At 49.8% G+C, this 16,963-nt stretch carries 17 protein-coding genes; 16 read left to right on the top strand and 1 reads right to left on the bottom strand.

The genetic code is table 11. From position 1 onward, the window contains the following. Nucleotides 1-24 precede the first annotated feature (24 nt). From fliD to CWE09_RS06630, 5 genes are all read left to right on the top strand, one after another. On the top strand, nt 25-1,410 hold the full coding sequence (gene fliD / locus CWE09_RS06650; protein ID WP_126803195.1) for a flagellar filament capping protein FliD: 1,386 nt from the start codon (nt 25-27) through the stop codon (nt 1,408-1,410). A gap of 65 nt (nt 1,411-1,475) precedes the next feature. Further along, on the top strand, nt 1,476-1,904 hold the full coding sequence (gene fliS / locus CWE09_RS06645; protein ID WP_157982826.1) for a flagellar export chaperone FliS: 429 nt from the start codon (nt 1,476-1,478) through the stop codon (nt 1,902-1,904). After that, nucleotides 1,901-2,200: a hypothetical protein gene (locus CWE09_RS06640; RefSeq protein WP_126803193.1), complete on the top strand. Its 300-nt coding sequence runs from the start codon at nt 1,901-1,903 to the stop codon at nt 2,198-2,200. Before fliS ends, CWE09_RS06640 begins: the two co-directional genes overlap by 4 nt. Nucleotides 2,201-2,334: 134 nt before the next feature. After that, nucleotides 2,335-3,561, top strand: coding sequence for an acyl-CoA synthetase family protein (locus CWE09_RS06635; RefSeq protein WP_126803192.1), 1,227 nt, complete (start codon nt 2,335-2,337; stop codon nt 3,559-3,561). Between the two features lie 44 nt (nt 3,562-3,605). Continuing rightward, entirely contained in the window at nt 3,606-4,940 is a 1,335-nt protein-coding gene (locus CWE09_RS06630) for a UPF0149 family protein (protein ID WP_126803191.1), read from the top strand. A gap of 73 nt (nt 4,941-5,013) precedes the next feature. On the opposite strand, the gene rpsT is transcribed toward CWE09_RS06630, so the two are convergent. Then, entirely contained in the window at nt 5,014-5,277 is a 264-nt protein-coding gene (rpsT, locus tag CWE09_RS06625) for a 30S ribosomal protein S20 (protein WP_126803190.1), read from the bottom strand. Between the two features lie 302 nt (nt 5,278-5,579). Between rpsT and murJ the strand changes: the two genes are divergently transcribed. From murJ to flhA, 11 genes are all read left to right on the top strand, one after another. After that, the gene (gene murJ, locus CWE09_RS06620; protein WP_126803931.1) at nt 5,580-7,100 is read left to right on the top strand and encodes a murein biosynthesis integral membrane protein MurJ; all 1,521 of its coding nucleotides are present in this window, start codon (nt 5,580-5,582) and stop codon (nt 7,098-7,100) included. Nucleotides 7,101-7,145: 45 nt separating this feature from the next. Beyond that, a complete protein-coding gene (gene ribF / locus CWE09_RS06615; protein WP_126803189.1) occupies nt 7,146-8,066 on the top strand; it encodes a bifunctional riboflavin kinase/FAD synthetase in 921 nt (306 codons plus the stop codon). A 13-nt stretch (nt 8,067-8,079) separates the two neighbouring features. Then, nucleotides 8,080-10,914 (top strand): isoleucine--tRNA ligase, encoded by a 2,835-nt coding sequence (gene ileS, locus CWE09_RS06610; RefSeq protein WP_126803188.1) that lies wholly within the window; start codon nt 8,080-8,082, stop codon nt 10,912-10,914. Beyond that, nucleotides 10,914-11,423, top strand: a complete 510-nt coding sequence (gene lspA / locus CWE09_RS06605) for a signal peptidase II (protein ID WP_126803187.1) — start codon at nt 10,914-10,916, stop codon at nt 11,421-11,423. Before ileS ends, lspA begins: the two co-directional genes overlap by 1 nt. Nucleotides 11,424-11,653: 230 nt before the next feature. After that, the gene (gene fkpB, locus CWE09_RS06600) at nt 11,654-12,100 is read left to right on the top strand and encodes an FKBP-type peptidyl-prolyl cis-trans isomerase (RefSeq protein ID WP_126803186.1); all 447 of its coding nucleotides are present in this window, start codon (nt 11,654-11,656) and stop codon (nt 12,098-12,100) included. Next, entirely contained in the window at nt 12,097-13,038 is a 942-nt protein-coding gene (gene ispH, locus CWE09_RS06595) for a 4-hydroxy-3-methylbut-2-enyl diphosphate reductase (protein ID WP_126803185.1), read from the top strand. The genes fkpB and ispH overlap by 4 nt, the downstream gene beginning before the upstream one ends. A gap of 84 nt (nt 13,039-13,122) precedes the next feature. Beyond that, nucleotides 13,123-13,611, top strand: coding sequence for a prepilin-type N-terminal cleavage/methylation domain-containing protein (locus tag CWE09_RS06590; protein WP_126803184.1), 489 nt, complete (start codon nt 13,123-13,125; stop codon nt 13,609-13,611). Then, on the top strand, nt 13,601-14,083 hold the full coding sequence (locus CWE09_RS06585) for a prepilin-type N-terminal cleavage/methylation domain-containing protein (protein WP_126803183.1): 483 nt from the start codon (nt 13,601-13,603) through the stop codon (nt 14,081-14,083). The genes CWE09_RS06590 and CWE09_RS06585 overlap by 11 nt, the downstream gene beginning before the upstream one ends. Then, nucleotides 14,080-14,514, top strand: a complete 435-nt coding sequence (locus tag CWE09_RS06580; protein WP_126803182.1) for a hypothetical protein — start codon at nt 14,080-14,082, stop codon at nt 14,512-14,514. Before CWE09_RS06585 ends, CWE09_RS06580 begins: the two co-directional genes overlap by 4 nt. A gap of 4 nt (nt 14,515-14,518) precedes the next feature. Then, a complete protein-coding gene (locus tag CWE09_RS06575; protein ID WP_126803181.1) occupies nt 14,519-14,743 on the top strand; it encodes a prepilin-type N-terminal cleavage/methylation domain-containing protein in 225 nt (74 codons plus the stop codon). Between the two features lie 116 nt (nt 14,744-14,859). Further along, nucleotides 14,860-16,962, top strand: coding sequence for a flagellar biosynthesis protein FlhA (gene flhA, locus CWE09_RS06570; protein ID WP_126803180.1), 2,103 nt, complete (start codon nt 14,860-14,862; stop codon nt 16,960-16,962). The last annotated feature ends 1 nt before the right edge of the window (nt 16,963 follow it).

Raw genomic sequence — 16,963 nt, 5'->3', positions numbered from 1 at the left:
CAAAGATTGTAAGAGAGGTTTATTATGGCCATGACATCTTTAGGCGTAGGTTCCGGTTTAGAACTGGACCAAATGGTTCGCCAACTGGTTCAGCTGGAGCGCCAGCCGCGTATTGAGCGGTTGGATGAGCGCACCAAAACTGCAGACACCAATATTTCCGCACTGGGTTCATTAAAAAGCGCGATGACGAAAGTGCAGGATGCACTGAATGATTTGAATACGCCGCGCGATCTGAGTGCACGGACTGCGGCGGTAACGGGTCAACCTGAGGATAACCCCTTTTTCACTGCAACGGCCAATTCTAATGCGGCGCGTAGTAATTACAATATCGATGTGCTCTCAGTAGCTGCCGGTTCACGTCTGCAGTCAGGAGCGTTTGATAATTCAACAGATCCGGTAGCAACAGGCAATGGTACTTTGACGTTTGCTGCTGGTGGCGACAATACTTTCGATGTTGATATTGAAGATGGCGCCAGCCTGAGTGAAATTGCCCGGGCTGTTAACCGTGCTGGTGAGAACTTTGGCGTCAGTGCCAGTGTGGTAAATACGGGGACTGAAAGCTTTCTTGTTTTTGATTCCGAAATCACTGGGGAAGGCAATGATCTGACCGTGGAAGCCAATGGTGTGGGTGGCCTGGATAATATGACCACCGCTAACCTGACCACGCAACGAGCTGCCGCTAGCGCACAAATTGAAGTGGATGGCATTGCCATTACCAGTGAAACCAATACCTTCGAAAATGCTATAGAAGGGGTGTCTTTAACGGTTAACCGGATCACCGGAGCCGAGGATGCGCCTAATCTTGCAGTGGATATCGATCGTGAAGGAGTACGTGAAAATATTGATGCCTTCATGAAAGCCTACAATGAAATGATCGACCAGGTGGACAAGCTGACCGCTTATGCGCCGGAAGGTAAGAGTGGGCCCTTGATCGGTGACTCTATGGTGCGTTCTATCCGTAGCCAGATGTCGTCTCTCATCTCAAGTCCTGTAGATGGCGCCGCTGATGGTATGAGCAACCTGTTTCAGATGGGCATAGTGACCGACAATGACGGTAAGCTTGAATTTGACAGTCGTAACATTGGTGGCGGCACTGGTGAGCAGCGGTTTGAACAAGCGTTGAATCAGAACTTTGATGATGTGGTTGCTTTGTTTGCAGGTGACAACGGTATAGCGACACGGATGACTGAGACGGTTAAGCAGTATACTCAGACTCAGGGTTTGATTGACGGTCGTCAGAATGTGTTTGAAAACCAGAAAAAAATGGTCGATAACGAGCGTGAGCAGTTTGAACGTTATATGGAAAACTTTGAGAGTAATATGCGCTCACGTTTTGGTGCTCTGGATCAGAATATTGCGCGTATGCAGAACAGCAGTTCATTCTTGATGCAACGTCTGGGGCAGATGTAGCACTAAAGTATCGGCGGAAAGCGCCGATACTTTGTTTAGCTATGGGTAACCAAAAAGGTAAGACTATGTATAAGAAAGGTATTAATGCGTATCAAAGTGTCGGTGGACGCGACCAGGCGACCACGGCAGACCCTTACCAGTTAATTCAGATGCTGATGAACGGTGCTATGCAAAAGCTGGCCTACGGCAAAGGCGCCATTGAGCGCAAGGACTTGGCGGCTAAATCAGAGAATCTGACCAAAGCATTGTCTATCGTGAATGCGTTGCAGGACGGTCTCGACATGAGCGCTGAGAGCGAAGTGGCGGGTAATATGTATGACCTGTATGACTTTGTTAAACGTCAGATCATCGATGCTATGGGCAGCAGTTCGATCGAAGCGATCGATAACAGTTTGCTGGTCATGCGCAACCTTAAAGAAGGTTGGGATGCTATCCCTGTAGCTGCTCGTGAGCAGGCTTTTGCTCAGCGTGAACAAATGGCTGTTGGTGGATGAGCGATAAGCTGCAACAGGCCGAACAGCTGGAAGAAGAGTTTGTTCGTCTGAGCAATGCCGGGGATCTTGATGACCAGCGTATTGCCGACATTCTGGAGCAACGCGATGTTTTGCATCGCGAGCTTCTTGCAGATATTGATAACGACTCTTCACTGGTTCCCATCTATAAGCCATTTTTACAGCAGGCTTATGCGCATACTCAAGAACTGCAGGCGCGCTGTGAAGAAGAGCGTGCTGATATCAAACAACGTCTGATTACTCTGAACACCTCCAAAAAAGCCCATAAAGTCTATTGAGCTGGGCGGGGCAGACCTCAACTGCTCCATTGCCTGCAAACAAAGCGCAAACTGATTGAAATCCCTATGTACCTTATTGGCCTGACAGGTTAGTATTTTTGTCAGCATAAAATCAATAATGGCGACAGGATAAAATGAGTACGTTACTGGGTTATCTCTCAGCCTTCACAGATACCAAACAGCCTCGTGTCTATAGCTTTAGTACCAGCGTGCAAAGTACGCTGACATTTAAAGCGGTGGCGAAGCAGGCGCAGGTTTTGCGTAATCAATACTCCCGGGCAGCCGGTGCTAAAGTGGCACTGACGCTGACCGCTAGTGCTGAGTCACTGATTAATCTGGTGGCCCTGGATGGCTTTGTCGAAGAGTTGGTTCTGTTGCCGGTTGACCAGGCGCTGCCACAAGGTTGTCATTATCACCTGACTGAACGTGGTCACCTGCGCATGTTAAATGAGTTCGCAGGCAATGCCTTGCCGGTGCATACGCAGTGGGGCCTGTTAGATGAGCAGGATCACTTAATTGAATATTACCTCGATGATTTAGCCAACAATGAGCTGGTAGCTACTGGCGACCGCCAGGACCCGTTACGCTGGGGCGTATTACAGGAACCGTCAGAACTGGCGGGTTTGCTGGTTTGGTTGCGGGCCCTGCGCGCCGGAGAAGACATTGTACTGGCACAGGCCGACAGCCTGGCGGCCTTACTTGATCTCTTTACCCAGGCTGAAGTCACCGCCATTGCCGCGCCGCCTCGTCTATGGCGTAACTTTATTGCCACTGCGGAAATTTCGCGATTACCGTTGCGCCTCGCCGTAGTCAATGGTGGCATTGCCGATGCGCCTACCTTAAACCGTTTGCAATCGATATTTCCGGCCGCGCTGGTGGTGCATAGCTTCTCTAATACCGGCGTAGGCATAAGCTGGTTAATTACCGACGGTAAACCAGGCTTACCCGCTGAACTCTTTGAGCCCGGTGAAAATAAGGTGCTGCTTGAAGTTGAAAATGACAATCAGCTAGTGATTGAATTTACCGGCACCGGCGCTGCCATTAATACCGGTTATCTAACTCAGCGCGATGACAGTGGGCGGGTAGTGATAACAGGCCATATTGATAACCAGATGAACGTTGGTGGCCGTGTGGTGCTGCCAGAGCAGGTAGAGCAGACTATACTGAAGGTACAAGGCGTCAGTGATGTGCAGGCGTCCAGTATGCCTAACGACGTGCTGGGTGAGCTTATTCGCGTAGATGTACTCGCACCGGATTTTCGTACGGTAGCAGCACGCAAAGAACTGAAAAGAACCTTGCAGGAGCATTGCCGGGAACACCTGGAGCCCTGGCAACGGCCAGCGCGGTACTATTTTTATTAAGCAGTATGTTAATATGTGGTTTTTGAGCACAGCGGAGAGGTTAGATGTCGCAGCAAGCAGTTCAGGCTATTGCCCATTTTGAGAATCGGGGAGAGCCTTCCAGCCTGGATATGCCAGATTTTCCAGACTATAACCTGCAGGATAATGACGTGGAAAGCGCCATGCTTTTGGTGTCTGAGCCGGCACGCAGTGCTGACCCATTTGCTGCCACCCATGCCTTGCTGGCCCTGCTTCAGCGCTGTGAAAACAGGCTTGTTCGACGTTTGTTGCAGGAGTCTGATGAGACTTTATTAACCAACATGGTTGAAATCGCGGTGACTCAGGCATTGCCTTATTTTGACACTAGCTTGCTACAGGATCTTGAATCTTGTGCTCTGCAGTCTGATTTATCATTGCCACGGCGTTTACTGGCCGTTGAACTGACTCATAAGCTGGCGATGCTCCACCCCGGCGCTCATGCCCGCGCTTCCCGGGTAATTGAAAATTCACTGACGCAACATGCTGAGCAGCCAAAAGAACTGAATGCAGCGCTCGTTGACGCGACAGTGATGCTACAGGCAGATGACTTATTGCCCCTGGTTGAAGATGTTTATGCAGCGCAGGCTGTGGACATTAGTAAAACTGAATATGCTTCTGCAGAGCAGGTAAAAAGCGAAATGGAAGTAGTCAGTACCAGTTTTGACAATGGTTTAAGCGACTTTATGCATTTTAAGGAGCTTGACGAAGTACGGGTGGCTATAACGCCTTTGTTTGTGCAAGGTTCTGCTACTGAAGATTTTTCTATCACCAGCCCCGTTAATAGTATTAGCGAACTGGACGGCTTACTGCATGCGGTATGTATTAGTCCTGAGCTTGTCGATAAAGAGGACTGGCAGGCTTTTTTCACTCCGCTGTTGCGCATGGAAATGGACAGTAATGAGGTAGAACTGCAGATGGAAAAACTGATGACTTATTATAGTGAAGTCAGTGATTCCATTCAGGCGGACCAGGCAGAACCGTATTTTGAACCAGCGGACGAGCAAAAGCTGGATAGTGTGCAGCCCTGGGCGTGTGGTTTTTTGAAAGGTTTTTCATTGTGGCTACCGGAACAACAACAGAAAATACGGGCAGATAGTGAGACAGCTGAGTTTATTGAGTTCCTGACCACCATGGTAAGTGGCAAATTACCTGATACGGAAAGCTATCAGTTACTGGAAAAAAGCGACTTCAGTATGATTACGGCCATCATGTTACAGCGTTTTAATGCCAAGGTTCATGGTGAAGAGGATTTTACAATGAAGAGCCTGGATGCTACTGATTTGGACGATACAGAGGTGGATGATGTCGAGAATGCGTTACAGAGCTTTTTCGATCAGTTTGCTGACGATGATCAGAACTAAATGACTGAATAACACAGGCAAAAAAAAGAGACAAAAAAACCGGCAGAAGCCGGTTTTTTTATGACAGCAAAAGTTAAGCCAGAGCTTTAATTTTTGCTGTGTAACGGCTCTTATGACGAGCTGCTTTGTTTTTATGAATCAGGCCTTTAGCGGCTGAACGATCCATAATAGGTTGCAACTCAGCAAAAGCTGTAGAAGCTTTTGCCTGATCGCCTGCGGTGATAGCCGCGTTAACTTTTTTCATGTATGTGCGCATCATGGAGCGACGGCTCGCGTTTTGACGACGACGTTTCTCGGACTGAACCGCACGTTTCTTAGCAGACTTGATGTTAGCCAAGGTAAACTCCTAAAATTCTGTGAACTAGCTGACGTTTAAGGCCGCGGACTATGCCTGCATTTGGCCCAAAAGTCAATTTGTGTTGATAAAATAGTGCGCATATTCTACCGACCATGGCTGCTGACCGCAACAGTTATTTGCTTTGCCTGTTGACGGCTTTGCCGTAAGATAGCGCAATATTTGAAAATATAAAGCATGGAGCTGTTTTGAGCGCTGTCGATACGCCCCCCCCAGAAAAGACCTCCCAGGCACCGCAAACAGCGGGCCCGCGGCTGGTTCGCTCAGGTCTGATTGTCAGTGCAATGACCTTTATCTCGCGGGTTATGGGATTAATCCGGGATATTGTGATTGCCGCTTTGATGGGTGCAGGCGCCGCCGCTGATGTATTTTTCTTTGCTAATAAAATTCCCAATTTTTTACGCCGTTTATTTGCCGAAGGCGCTTTTGCGCAGGCCTTTGTGCCGGTACTAACCGAATACCACCGCGGTAAAAGCATTGACGAGACTCGTCTGTTGATTGCTCGCGTAGCTGGCACATTGGGTACTATTGTTACCGTGGTTACTTTGCTGGCGGTTATCGGTTCGCCAGTAGTTGCTGCTTTATTTGGCATGGGCTGGTTTCTGGATTACTGGCAGGGCGGGCCGAATGCTGAGAAGTTTGAGCTGGCCAGTCTGTTGCTTAAAATAACCTTTCCCTATTTGTGGTTCATTACCTTAACCGCACTTGCCGGGGCCGTTTTAAATACCATTGGCAAATTTGCGGTGGCGGCATTTACGCCGGTGTTTTTAAATGTGGCTATTATCGCCGCTGCGTTATGGCTGGCTCCCCGGCTGGCGCAACCTGAAATAGGCCTGGCGATCGGGGTCTTTGTCGGCGGTTTGATACAGTTTTTATTCCAGCTGCCGTTTTTGAAACGTGCTGGTTTACTAGTGCGGCCGCGCTGGGGCTGGAATGACCCGGGCGTTAAACGCATACGGATTCTGATGTTGCCTGCTATCTTTGGTGTTTCTGTCAGTCAGATCAACCTGCTGTTTGATACCCTTATTGCCAGTTTTCTAATGACCGGTTCTATCAGTTGGTTGTATTACGCCGATCGTATGCTGGAATTTCCGTTGGGATTATTCGGCATTGCTATTGCTACAGTTATTTTACCCGCTCTGTCCGCCCGCCATGTGGATAAATCACTGGCTCAGTTTCAGCGAACACTCGACTGGGGCGTGCGTATGGTCAGTTCACTAGGACTGCCTGCTATGGCGGGACTGATGGTACTGGCGCAACCTATGCTTATGGTGCTTTTTATGCGGGGTGAATTCAGTCCCGATGACGCCCGTATGGCCTCGTATAGCTTAATCGCTTATGCCAGCGGACTGCTCAGCTTTATGCTGGTGAAGGTGCTGGCCACCGCGTTCTTTTCCCGTCAGGACACCAAACGACCGGTTAAATACGGCATCATCGCGATGGCCGCGAATATGCTGTTCAATGTGATATTAGCCATCCCTTTTGGTTATGTAGGGCTGGCTTTAGCGACCGCTCTGTCAGGTACGGTCAATGCGCTCTTGTTGGGCGTGGTACTCTACCGTGAAGGGGTTTTATTGCTGGCGCGCAGTACGCTTATCTTTCTTGGCCGTATCACGCTGGCCACAGTGGTGATGGTGGCTGTGCTCTTTTACTTTAGCCCAGCGATAAGCGATTGGTTGCAAGTGTCAAACTGGCAACGCAGTGGTTGGCTGGCGGGACTTATCATCGCAGGTGCAGCAAGTTATCTGCTGAGCTTTTTACTGTTGGGTGGTCGGCCCCGGCATTTCCGCACCACTTCAGTGTAAACAGGTGCTGACCCTCAATGCTGGTTAGGATATAATCTGCCACTTATGGAATTAATTCGCGGTTTACATACCACTACGCCAGAGCACCGTCATTGTGTGCTCACTATTGGCAACTTCGACGGCGTGCACTTAGGGCATCAGGCAGTGCTGCAGGGGGTGCGTGCTCGGGCAGAGGAATTGCAGTTGCCGGCAGCTGTAATGACATTCGAACCTCAGCCGCTGGAGTTTTTTAGTCCGCAAAAAGCGCCTGCCCGGCTGACAACCTGGCGCGATAAGTATCACTTGTTAGAAGCTCAGGGTATGCAACGGCTGTTATGTGTGCAATTTAACCAGCGTTTTGCCAGTTTGCATGCTGACGACTTTATCCAGCAGGTGCTGGTCGACAAGCTGGGTGTTAAGCTACTGGTGGTAGGCGATGACTTTCGTTTTGGTAACAATCGCGAAGGTGATTTTAGCCTGCTTCAGGCGGCGGGAGAGCAGCATAATTTTGCCGTGGTTGACACTGCCAGTTACCGACAGTCTGACACACGGGTTTCCAGCACAGCTATTCGCGAGGCGCTTGCTGTGGGTGACTTTGCTAAAGCGACACAAATGCTGGGTAGGCCTTATCAATTACATGGTCGGGTTTCCCATGGCGAGAAAAAGGGTCGCAGTATAGGTTTTCCAACTGCTAACATGCCGTTAAAGCGCCTTAAATCGCCTTTGCAGGGGGTTTTTGTAGTGCGGGTTGAAGTGGCCGGCAAGAGTTACCCCGGTGTTGCCAATATTGGTCGCCGTCCTACTGTGAATGGCCGAGGCGTACAGATCGAAGCCCATTTATTTAATTTCAGTGGCGATATTTATGGTGAACGCATGAGCGTTACTCCGCTGCACAAAATACGCGACGAAGTGAAGTTTTCGTCGTTGCAGGAACTAAAGCAACAGATACAACAGGATGTGCTGCAGGCACAGGCATTTACTTATTAACGGAAAAGATGGCATGAGCGACTACAAGCATACGTTAAACCTTCCTGAAACGCCGTTTCCAATGCGCGGTAATCTGGCGCAGCGCGAACCTCAGATGCTCGAAAACTGGTATGCCGACGATCTCTATGGTGAGATTAGAAAAGCCCGGTCAGGACGCGATAAATTTATTTTGCATGATGGCCCTCCGTACGCCAATGGGCAGATTCATATTGGCCATGCAGTGAACAAGATTCTGAAAGATGTGGTGGTGAAATCCAAAACCTTAAGTGGTTTTGATGCGCCCTACGTGCCAGGTTGGGATTGCCATGGTCTGCCGATTGAACTCATGGTGGAGAAAAAATATGGCAAGCCGGGCAAAAAACTGACGGATGCTGAATTTCGTGCCAAGTGCCGTGAGTACGCGTTGACTCAAGTTGACGCTCAACGCGAAGACTTTAAACGGCTGGGTGTGTTTGGTGAGTGGGACAAACCTTACCTGACTATGAACTTCCAGCAGGAAGCGAACACTGTGCGCGCCATGGGAGCGATCATTGAACGTGGCCACCTGCAGCAGGGCTTTAAGCCAGTGCACTGGTGTACCGACTGTGGTTCGGCGTTAGCCGAGGCGGAAGTTGAATATAAAGATAAAAATTCACCAGCGATAGACGTGAAGTATCCGGTAGCTGATGAAGCCGCTGTGGTTGAGCGCTTTGAGCATCCACAAGGACATGACGGACAAGGGCCCATTGCGATGGTCATCTGGACCACCACGCCTTGGACCATTCCGGCAAGTCAGGCGGTCACTTTAGCCGCGGATCTTGAATACGCTCTGGTACAGATTGAAGGCGATAAGCCTGAACGTCTGATCCTGGCTTCTGATCTGGTGCATGACTGCATGGAACGTTTTGGTGTGGAAAAGTACCACAAACTAGGATTTTGTCATGGACAGGCGCTGGAACTGCAACAGTTAAAGCATCCTTTGTTTGAGCAGACATTGCCGATCATCTTAGGTGATCACGTTACCACCGAATCCGGTACGGGCTGTGTGCACACCGCCCCAGGCCATGGTGTGGATGACTTCTTGGTGGGTAAAAAATATGACCTGGAAGTCTATAACCCGGTCAATAACCAGGGTGTGTATAAAGAAGACACGCCAATGTTTGCCGGTCAGCATGTATTTAAAGCCAATGATTCTATTGTGGAAGCTTTGAAAGAAGCAGGAAATCTGGCGCATCATGAAGTCTACCCGCATTCGTATCCGCATTGTTGGCGCCATAAAACACCGATAATTTTCCGTGCCACTCCGCAGTGGTTTATCAGCATGGAACAGGAAAAACTGCGCGAACAGTCGCTGGAACAGATCAAGAACGTACGTTGGATCCCAGAGTGGGGCGAGAGCCGCATTGCGCAGATGGTCGAAGGCCGTCCGGACTGGTGTATTTCGCGCCAGCGCACCTGGGGCACACCACTGACCCTTTTTATTCATAAAGAAACCGATGAAATGCATCCGCGCTCTTTGGAGTTGCTGGAAGAAGTCGCCAAACGCATTGAAAAAGAAGGCATCCAGGCCTGGTTTGATTTGGACGCCAGTGAACTGCTGGGTAAAGAAGCCGACGACTATCGCAAATTAACAGATACACTGGACGTCTGGTTTGACTCCGGTGTGACCCATTATTGTGTGTTGGATCAGCAGGAGCAGTTAGCCTGGCCAGCAGATCTTTATCTGGAAGGTTCCGATCAGCATCGCGGCTGGTTCCAGTCCTCGCTGGTGACCGGTGTGGCAGCAAAAGGGCAGGCGCCATATAAGCAGGTGCTGACGCACGGCTTTACCGTCGATGGTCAAGGCCGCAAAATGTCCAAATCACTGGGTAACGTCGTTTCACCACAGCAGGTGATGAACAAACTGGGTGGCGACATTCTGCGTCTGTGGGTTGCTTCAACGGATTACACCGCGGAAATGACAGTGTCGGATGAAATCCTGAAGCGCTCTGCGGATGCCTATCGTCGTATTCGTAATACCTCGCGCTTTTTACTGTCCAACCTGAATGGTTTTGAGCCAGCTCAGCATGCCGTACCTGCAGCAGAGATGGTCGAACTGGACCGTTGGATAGTCAGCCGGGCAAAAGCCCTGCAGGATGAGCTGGTCAACGCTTATGATAATTATCAGTTCCTCAGCGTAGTGCAGAAACTCATGCATTTTTGCTCAATTGAACTGGGTAGTTTCTATCTGGATATTATTAAAGATCGTCAGTACACCGCGAAAAAAGACAGTATCGCTCAGCGTTCGTGCCAGACCGCTTTGTGGCACATTGCAGAAGCTTTAGTACGCTGGATGGCGCCTATTACCAGCTTTACCGCGCAGGAAATCTGGGAAACCCTGCCAGCCGTTGAAGGCGGACGTGATAAATATGTATTCACGGCGGAATGGTATCAGGACTGGCCACAAGGGCTGGATAAAGGCCAGATTGAAGATAGCACCTGGCAGACTCTGTTGACGGTCCGTAGCGAAGTAAACCGGGCGTTAGAGCAGGCACGCCGCGACGAAGTGATAGGTGGTTCCTTACAAGCTGAAATCACGCTTTATGCTGCAGAAGATTTGCAGCCAGCGCTTAATGCGTTGCAGGACGAGTTACGTTTCGTGCTATTAACCTCGCAAACCAGCATTAAACCGCTGGCTGACGCAGGCAGCGATGTGCGTGATACGGAACTGGAAGGGCTCAAAGTAGCAGTAGTTAAAACGGCGCATACAAAATGTGCCCGTTGCTGGCACCATCGTCCTGAAGTCGGCAGCATTAATGAGCATCCTGACCTTTGTCAGCGCTGTGTAACTAATGTTGACGGTGACGGTGAACAACGGAGCTTTGCCTAATGTCGGCAACGAAACCAGCACGCTGGCAGGCCAGCGGCTGGCACTTATTATGGGTTCCGGTGCTGGTAATAATATTGGATCAAATCAGCAAACAGTGGATTCTGGCGAGTCTGAGTTTGTATGAACGTATTAATGTATTGCCGTTTTTCGATATTGTGCACGCACGGAACTATGGTGCCGCTTTTAGTTTCTTAAGCGATGCGGGAGGTTGGCAACGCTGGTTTTTCACGTTGTTGGCAATAGCTGTATCAGGTTTACTGATATTCTGGCTGCGCAAGCAAACGAAAGACGAATGGCGTTTGAACTGGTCATTTAATTTGATCATTGGTGGCGCTATAGGCAATGTGCTGGACCGTTTGCAACATGGTTTTGTAGTCGACTTTCTGGATGTGTATCTGCGCCTGGGGGAGCAAACCCACCACTGGCCCGCCTTTAACGTAGCCGACTCAGCCATAGTAATTGGCGCCGCACTCATGATCTGGGACGGCATCACAAACCGTAAAACCTGAAAAACGGTGAAAAAACGGGGTCAGAGCTAAAATTAACCACCCCTGAATGTAAAAAATAATGGGGTCAGAGCTAAAACTAACCATTTTTGAATACTGTGTTTTAGCTCTAAACCCACTGCCATTGCTGCTCTTTAGCTTTTTTGTGGTGGTGAGTTTTAGCTCTGACCCCAATGTTGTGTGGTGATTTGAAGTGGTGAATTTTAGCTCTGACCCCAATAAAAGGTAATTAGATGAGTGAACTGGCAGTAATAGGTGACAACAGTCGTGTAACTATGCATTTTTCCATTAAACTGGAAGATGGTTCGGCGGCTGACAGCTCTAAGGTGCATGGTAAGCCTGCGCGTTTTCGTATGGGTGATGGTAATCTAACGGAAAACTTTGAAAAACATCTGCATGGTCTTAAAGCTGGCGATGAGCGTGAATTTACTCTGCAGCCAGAGGAAGCTTTTGGCCAACCTTTGCCAGAGAATATTTATCACATAGATAAGCATAAGTTTTCGGATGAAACCCCCGCAGAACCGGGTGCTATTATTGCCTTTACCCAACCGGATGGTCGTGAAGTGCCGGGCATAGTGCGTAAAGTTGAAGGCAACGAAGTAACTATTGATTTTAATCACCCGTTGGCCGGACAAGCGGTTGTTTTTGCGGTGGAAATTCTTAGTGTGGAGGACGCATGAAAGTAGTTCTGGCTAATCCTCGTGGATTCTGCGCTGGCGTGGATCGCGCGATCACTATCGTAGAACAGGCCCTGGCTATGTTCTCGCCACCTATCTATGTGCGTCATGAAGTGGTGCACAATAAGTATGTAGTGGAAGGGTTGCGTGAACGGGGGGCGGTCTTCGTCGAAGAACTACATCAGGTGCCTGACGACAGCATTGTTATCTTTAGCGCCCACGGGGTTTCGAAGGCAGTACGTCAGGCGGCTACTGATCGTGGACTTAAAGTTTTTGACGCTACCTGTCCGCTGGTAACTAAGGTACATATGGAAGTCACTCGCGCCAGCCGACGCGGACATGAATGTATTTTAATCGGTCATGCGGGCCACCCTGAAGTAGAAGGCACTATGGGTCAGTACCTGAATAACGACGGCGGCATTTATCTGGTTGAGTCGGTTGCGGATGTCGGCAAACTTCAGGTTAAAGACGTGCAAAATCTGCATTATATGAGTCAGACCACTCTCTCGGTTGATGACACGGCTGATGTTATTGACGCACTTCGTCTGCGCTTCCCGGCTATTCAGGGGCCACGAAAAGACGATATTTGTTATGCCACTCAGAACCGCCAGGATGCGGTGCGCGAAATGGCGGCGGATGTGGATATTCTGCTCGTAGTAGGCGCGCGTAACAGTTCTAATTCAAACCGACTGCGTGAACTGGCGGAGAAGATGGGCACTACCGCTTATTTAATTGACGATGCGCGTTGCATGAACCATGAGTGGTTTAAAGACGTTTCCAGTGTTGGAGTAACTGCTGGCGCGTCAGCCCCGGATGTACTGGTGCAGGAGGTGGTGCAGCAGCTTCGCGACTGGGGTAGCAGCGAAGTTGAAGAGTTGCAGGGACGGGAAGAAAATGTGACTTTTTCAATCCCACCGGAGTTACGCGTAACTCAGGTCTGATGATTTGTCCGTGATTACGTAATTGCCCCTAGCCTGCTGAAATAGTAGCCATACTAAAGCCCTTGTTTTTAAAACGGGGGCTTTATGCGTTTTAGTGCCGGTTTTTCTTTAATCGAACTGACAATTGCAATCTTTTTGCTAGGGGTGGCTGGCGCTTTGACCTACCCGATGCTGAGCAATAGTTGGAACAATCAAAAGCTACGTCATTATTCGTTACTTACCTTAGCTGAGTTTCAGCATGCCCGGCAATTAGCCATTACCAGCGAACGAGATGTTGTGTTACGTATTGATCGTGATTATTTATGTACTGGATTTGCCGATGAGGCTATCGACAAGTGCCAACCCAGTGCTTTTTTGCTTGAGCATGGTTTTCAGTTTAAACACAATTACGGCCGTAATACTCCTGTTCAGTTCACGGCTGGGCGGGGCTTCGCAGCTTTCAGTGCTGGTCAGGTTGCGATTGTAAAAGCCAGTCATGCGGAAGTCTCTGGCTTGATTATAAGTTCGCTTGGGCGCATCCGTTGGTGCCAGTGGGGCACGGCATTGCATGGGGTAGCACACTGTGACAGCTAGCCGGGCAAAAGGATTCTCTCTGTTGGAGCTTATTCTGGTGCTCTTAATAAGCGCTGTATTGTTAGTTGCCTGGCTGGGTTTACTGACGGGGATCTGGGGCCAGGCAAACCGTCAGCAGCAGTTACATACTCAAGCCCAGCTTTTCTATCAGTTGGCTTTCTGGCTGGCGCGGGATCTGGAGCGCTCTGGCGAAAGTGGTCACTGGCGCTGGCACTGGCAGGAGGACTGCGTGTTATATGCTGAGCACGGCGTACGTTTACGGCAGGGTACATTGCAGTGGCGACCACAGGACCGTGGCTGTGAGGATAGCGGGTGGATTGCGTTGCATGATGTAAATGGATTTCAGCTAAACCAGTTTGTTATTCAGTCGTTGCCGCAGCAGCAGGCTATGTTGAGGCTCTCGGCGACTTATGGAGGGCGTAACTGGGAGTGGCGTTATTTACTTGCGGCACCGGTGGTGCTTGAACCATGAAGGCGGGTACGCGGGGTAACAGTGGCGCATCGTTGATTGCTATGGTGGTGTTGCTGCTGCAAATGAGTCTGCTGACTTTATGGGCACTGAACAATAATCAGCAGCAATTACAAGCCTTAGCCGCTTTGGACGGAAAAGCCCTGCAACGTAGTCTGCAGATGCGTCAGTTATTTGATGAATTGGCAGAACAGACCATTGTACTGGGTGCGAGCGCTACGCAGGTAAGTGGTCAGCATGATTTGCCGGGCACGTCTCTGCAGTATGAGGTTCTGCCCGTAACCTGTCAGCACCTGGCTCCCGGACAAACAAGCGGCACTGCATGCTGGTCGATAGAAATACACGAGCAACCCAGTGGTTTTTCGCGTCAGCGCCGGTTGCACGTAGCGGAGGGTACGTGTGGAGCCTACTGGTATGTGGCAGAGGCGGAGTAATGGTATGCGATTTTTAGTCTCAGGTATGAGTTTGATCGAACTGCTGGTGGCTAGCCTGATTATGGGTGCCGGAAGTTTGGCAGTTTTTACACTTTATTTGCATTTGCAGCTAGGCTTGCCTACCCTGGAAACGCGTTACCAGACCTTTCAGGAGCAACAGACTGATTATATAAACCCCTTTATAAATGCGCGCTGGCAGCCTCTTTTATGCGAGTTGCAGGCGCCATAAATAAAGTGGCCTGAATTTTGTATAGTAGCCTTTACTTGTGGGGGACGTTGACACTTTCTTGACACTTCCTGTCTGTTTTTAATCTGCCTTGAGCAGTTGAAAGGTTTTTTATCAGGATGCAGCAACAGTTTGGCGCACTGAATACTTTTTTTCAGAATAATAAGCAGCACGTAAAAGGGGTTGGTACGCCGTTATTTGTTCTGGCGGTGCTGGCGATGGTGATACTACCGATGCCCCCGATGCTGCTGGATACTTTATTCTCGTTTAATATCACGCTTTCGATGGTGGTCTTGCTGGTGGCGGTTTACACCCGGCGACCTCTGGATTTCGCGGCATTTCCAACCATATTGCTAATAGCGACTTTATTGCGCTTGAGTCTGAATATCGCCTCAACCCGGGTGGTTCTGCTGAACGGGCACGAAGGTCCGGATGCTGCCGGTAGCGTGATCGAGTCTTTTGGTAGCGTGGTTATTGGCGGTAACTATACGGTCGGCCTGGTCGTATTTGCCATTCTTATTATTATCAACTTCGTGGTTATCACCAAAGGTGCTGGCCGTATTTCTGAAGTAACAGCACGCTTTACCCTGGATGCTATGCCAGGGAAGCAAATGGCCATTGATGCCGATTTAAATTCCGGTCTGATTTCCCAGGAGGAAGCCAAGACACGGCGTTCTGATGTCACCCGGGAAGCTGACTTTTACGGTTCCATGGACGGTGCCAGTAAATTCGTCAAAGGGGATGCTGTTGCCGGCATTCTGATCCTGCTGATCAATCTGATTGGCGGTTTTCTGATTGGTATGGTGCAGCATGGTCTGAGTTTCGGCAATGCAGTTGAAGTTTATACGCTGCTGACCATAGGTGATGGCCTGGTCGCTCAAATACCTTCACTGTTGTTGTCAGTCGCTACTGCTATCGTAATTACCCGGGAAAATGCTGACAAAGATATGAGCGAGCAGGTGAACCTGCAGCTGATGAGCAACCCACGGGTGCTGACCATAGTAGCGGGCATTTTATTCCTGATGGGCATAGTCCCCGGCATGCCGCACTTTGCCTTCCTGACCATGGCTGCGTTGATCGGTGGTATGGCTTACCTGCGCGCCCGCACTATGAAAGACGAGGTAGCCGGTGAGCTGGTTGAACAGGAAAGAGCGGTTACTGAATCCAAAACTCATGAGCAAAAAGAGATTGGCTGGGATGATGTTCATCAGGTTGACACCATTGGGCTTGAAGTCGGATACCGCTTAATTCCAATGGTGGATAAATCACAGGGCGGCGAGTTGTTGGCGCGTATTAAAGGCGTGCGCAAGAAGCTCTCGCAGGAATTAGGTTTTCTGGTACCAGCGGTGCACATTCGTGACAACCTCGACTTAGGGCCTAACCATTATCGAATTACTCTAATGGGAGTGACCTTCGGTGAAGCTGAAATACGCCCGGAGTGGGAACTTGCGATTAACCCAGGCCAGGTATTTGGCGAGCTGAAAGGTGAAAAAACCAAAGACCCGGCTTTTGGCCTGGAGGCAACCTGGATCCGCGCTGAAGAGCGCGAACATGCGCAGACACTGGGTTATACCGTGGTGGACGCGGCCACTGTGATTGCCACTCATTTGAGCCAGATTTTAACCAACAATTCTTCTCATCTGATGGGTCATGAAGAAGGCCAGCAGCTGCTGGATATGCTGGCTAAACAGCATCCGAAGCTGGTTGAAGGGCTGGTGCCGGACGTGATGACGTTAGGCAACGTGGTTAAAGTATTACAGAACCTGCTGGACGAAGGCGTTCCGGTGCGTGATTTTCGTACCATAGCGCAAACGCTGGTCGAATATGGCGGTAAGAGTCAGGACACTGATGTGTTAACCGCAGCCAGCCGTATTGCTCTGCGTCGCTTGATTGTTCAGGAAGCTGCTGGCGGCATGGAAGAGTTACCTGTCATAACCTTGGCGCCGGAACTGGAACAGATGTTGCATCAGTCTATGCAGGCAGCAGGAAATGAAAGTGCGGGTATTGAGCCAGGCATGGCGGAAAAAATTCAGCAGTCACTGCATGATGCGCATCAGCATCAGGAAATGAACGGGCAACCGTCGGTGCTTTTAACTTCAGGTGTACTGCGTACTACATTATCGCGCTTTGTGCGCAATACCATTCCGGGCATGCACGTGCTGTCGTATCAGGAAGTCCCGGATGATAAACAAATTCGAATTGTCAGCTCAATCGGTCAGTAGT

The sequence above is a fragment of the Aliidiomarina minuta genome (assembly GCF_003987145.1).
Taxonomy (GTDB): domain Bacteria; phylum Pseudomonadota; class Gammaproteobacteria; order Enterobacterales; family Alteromonadaceae; genus Aliidiomarina; species Aliidiomarina minuta.
Note: the sequence above shows the minus strand (reverse complement) of the source record. Positions and strands in the feature narration are given on the sequence as shown.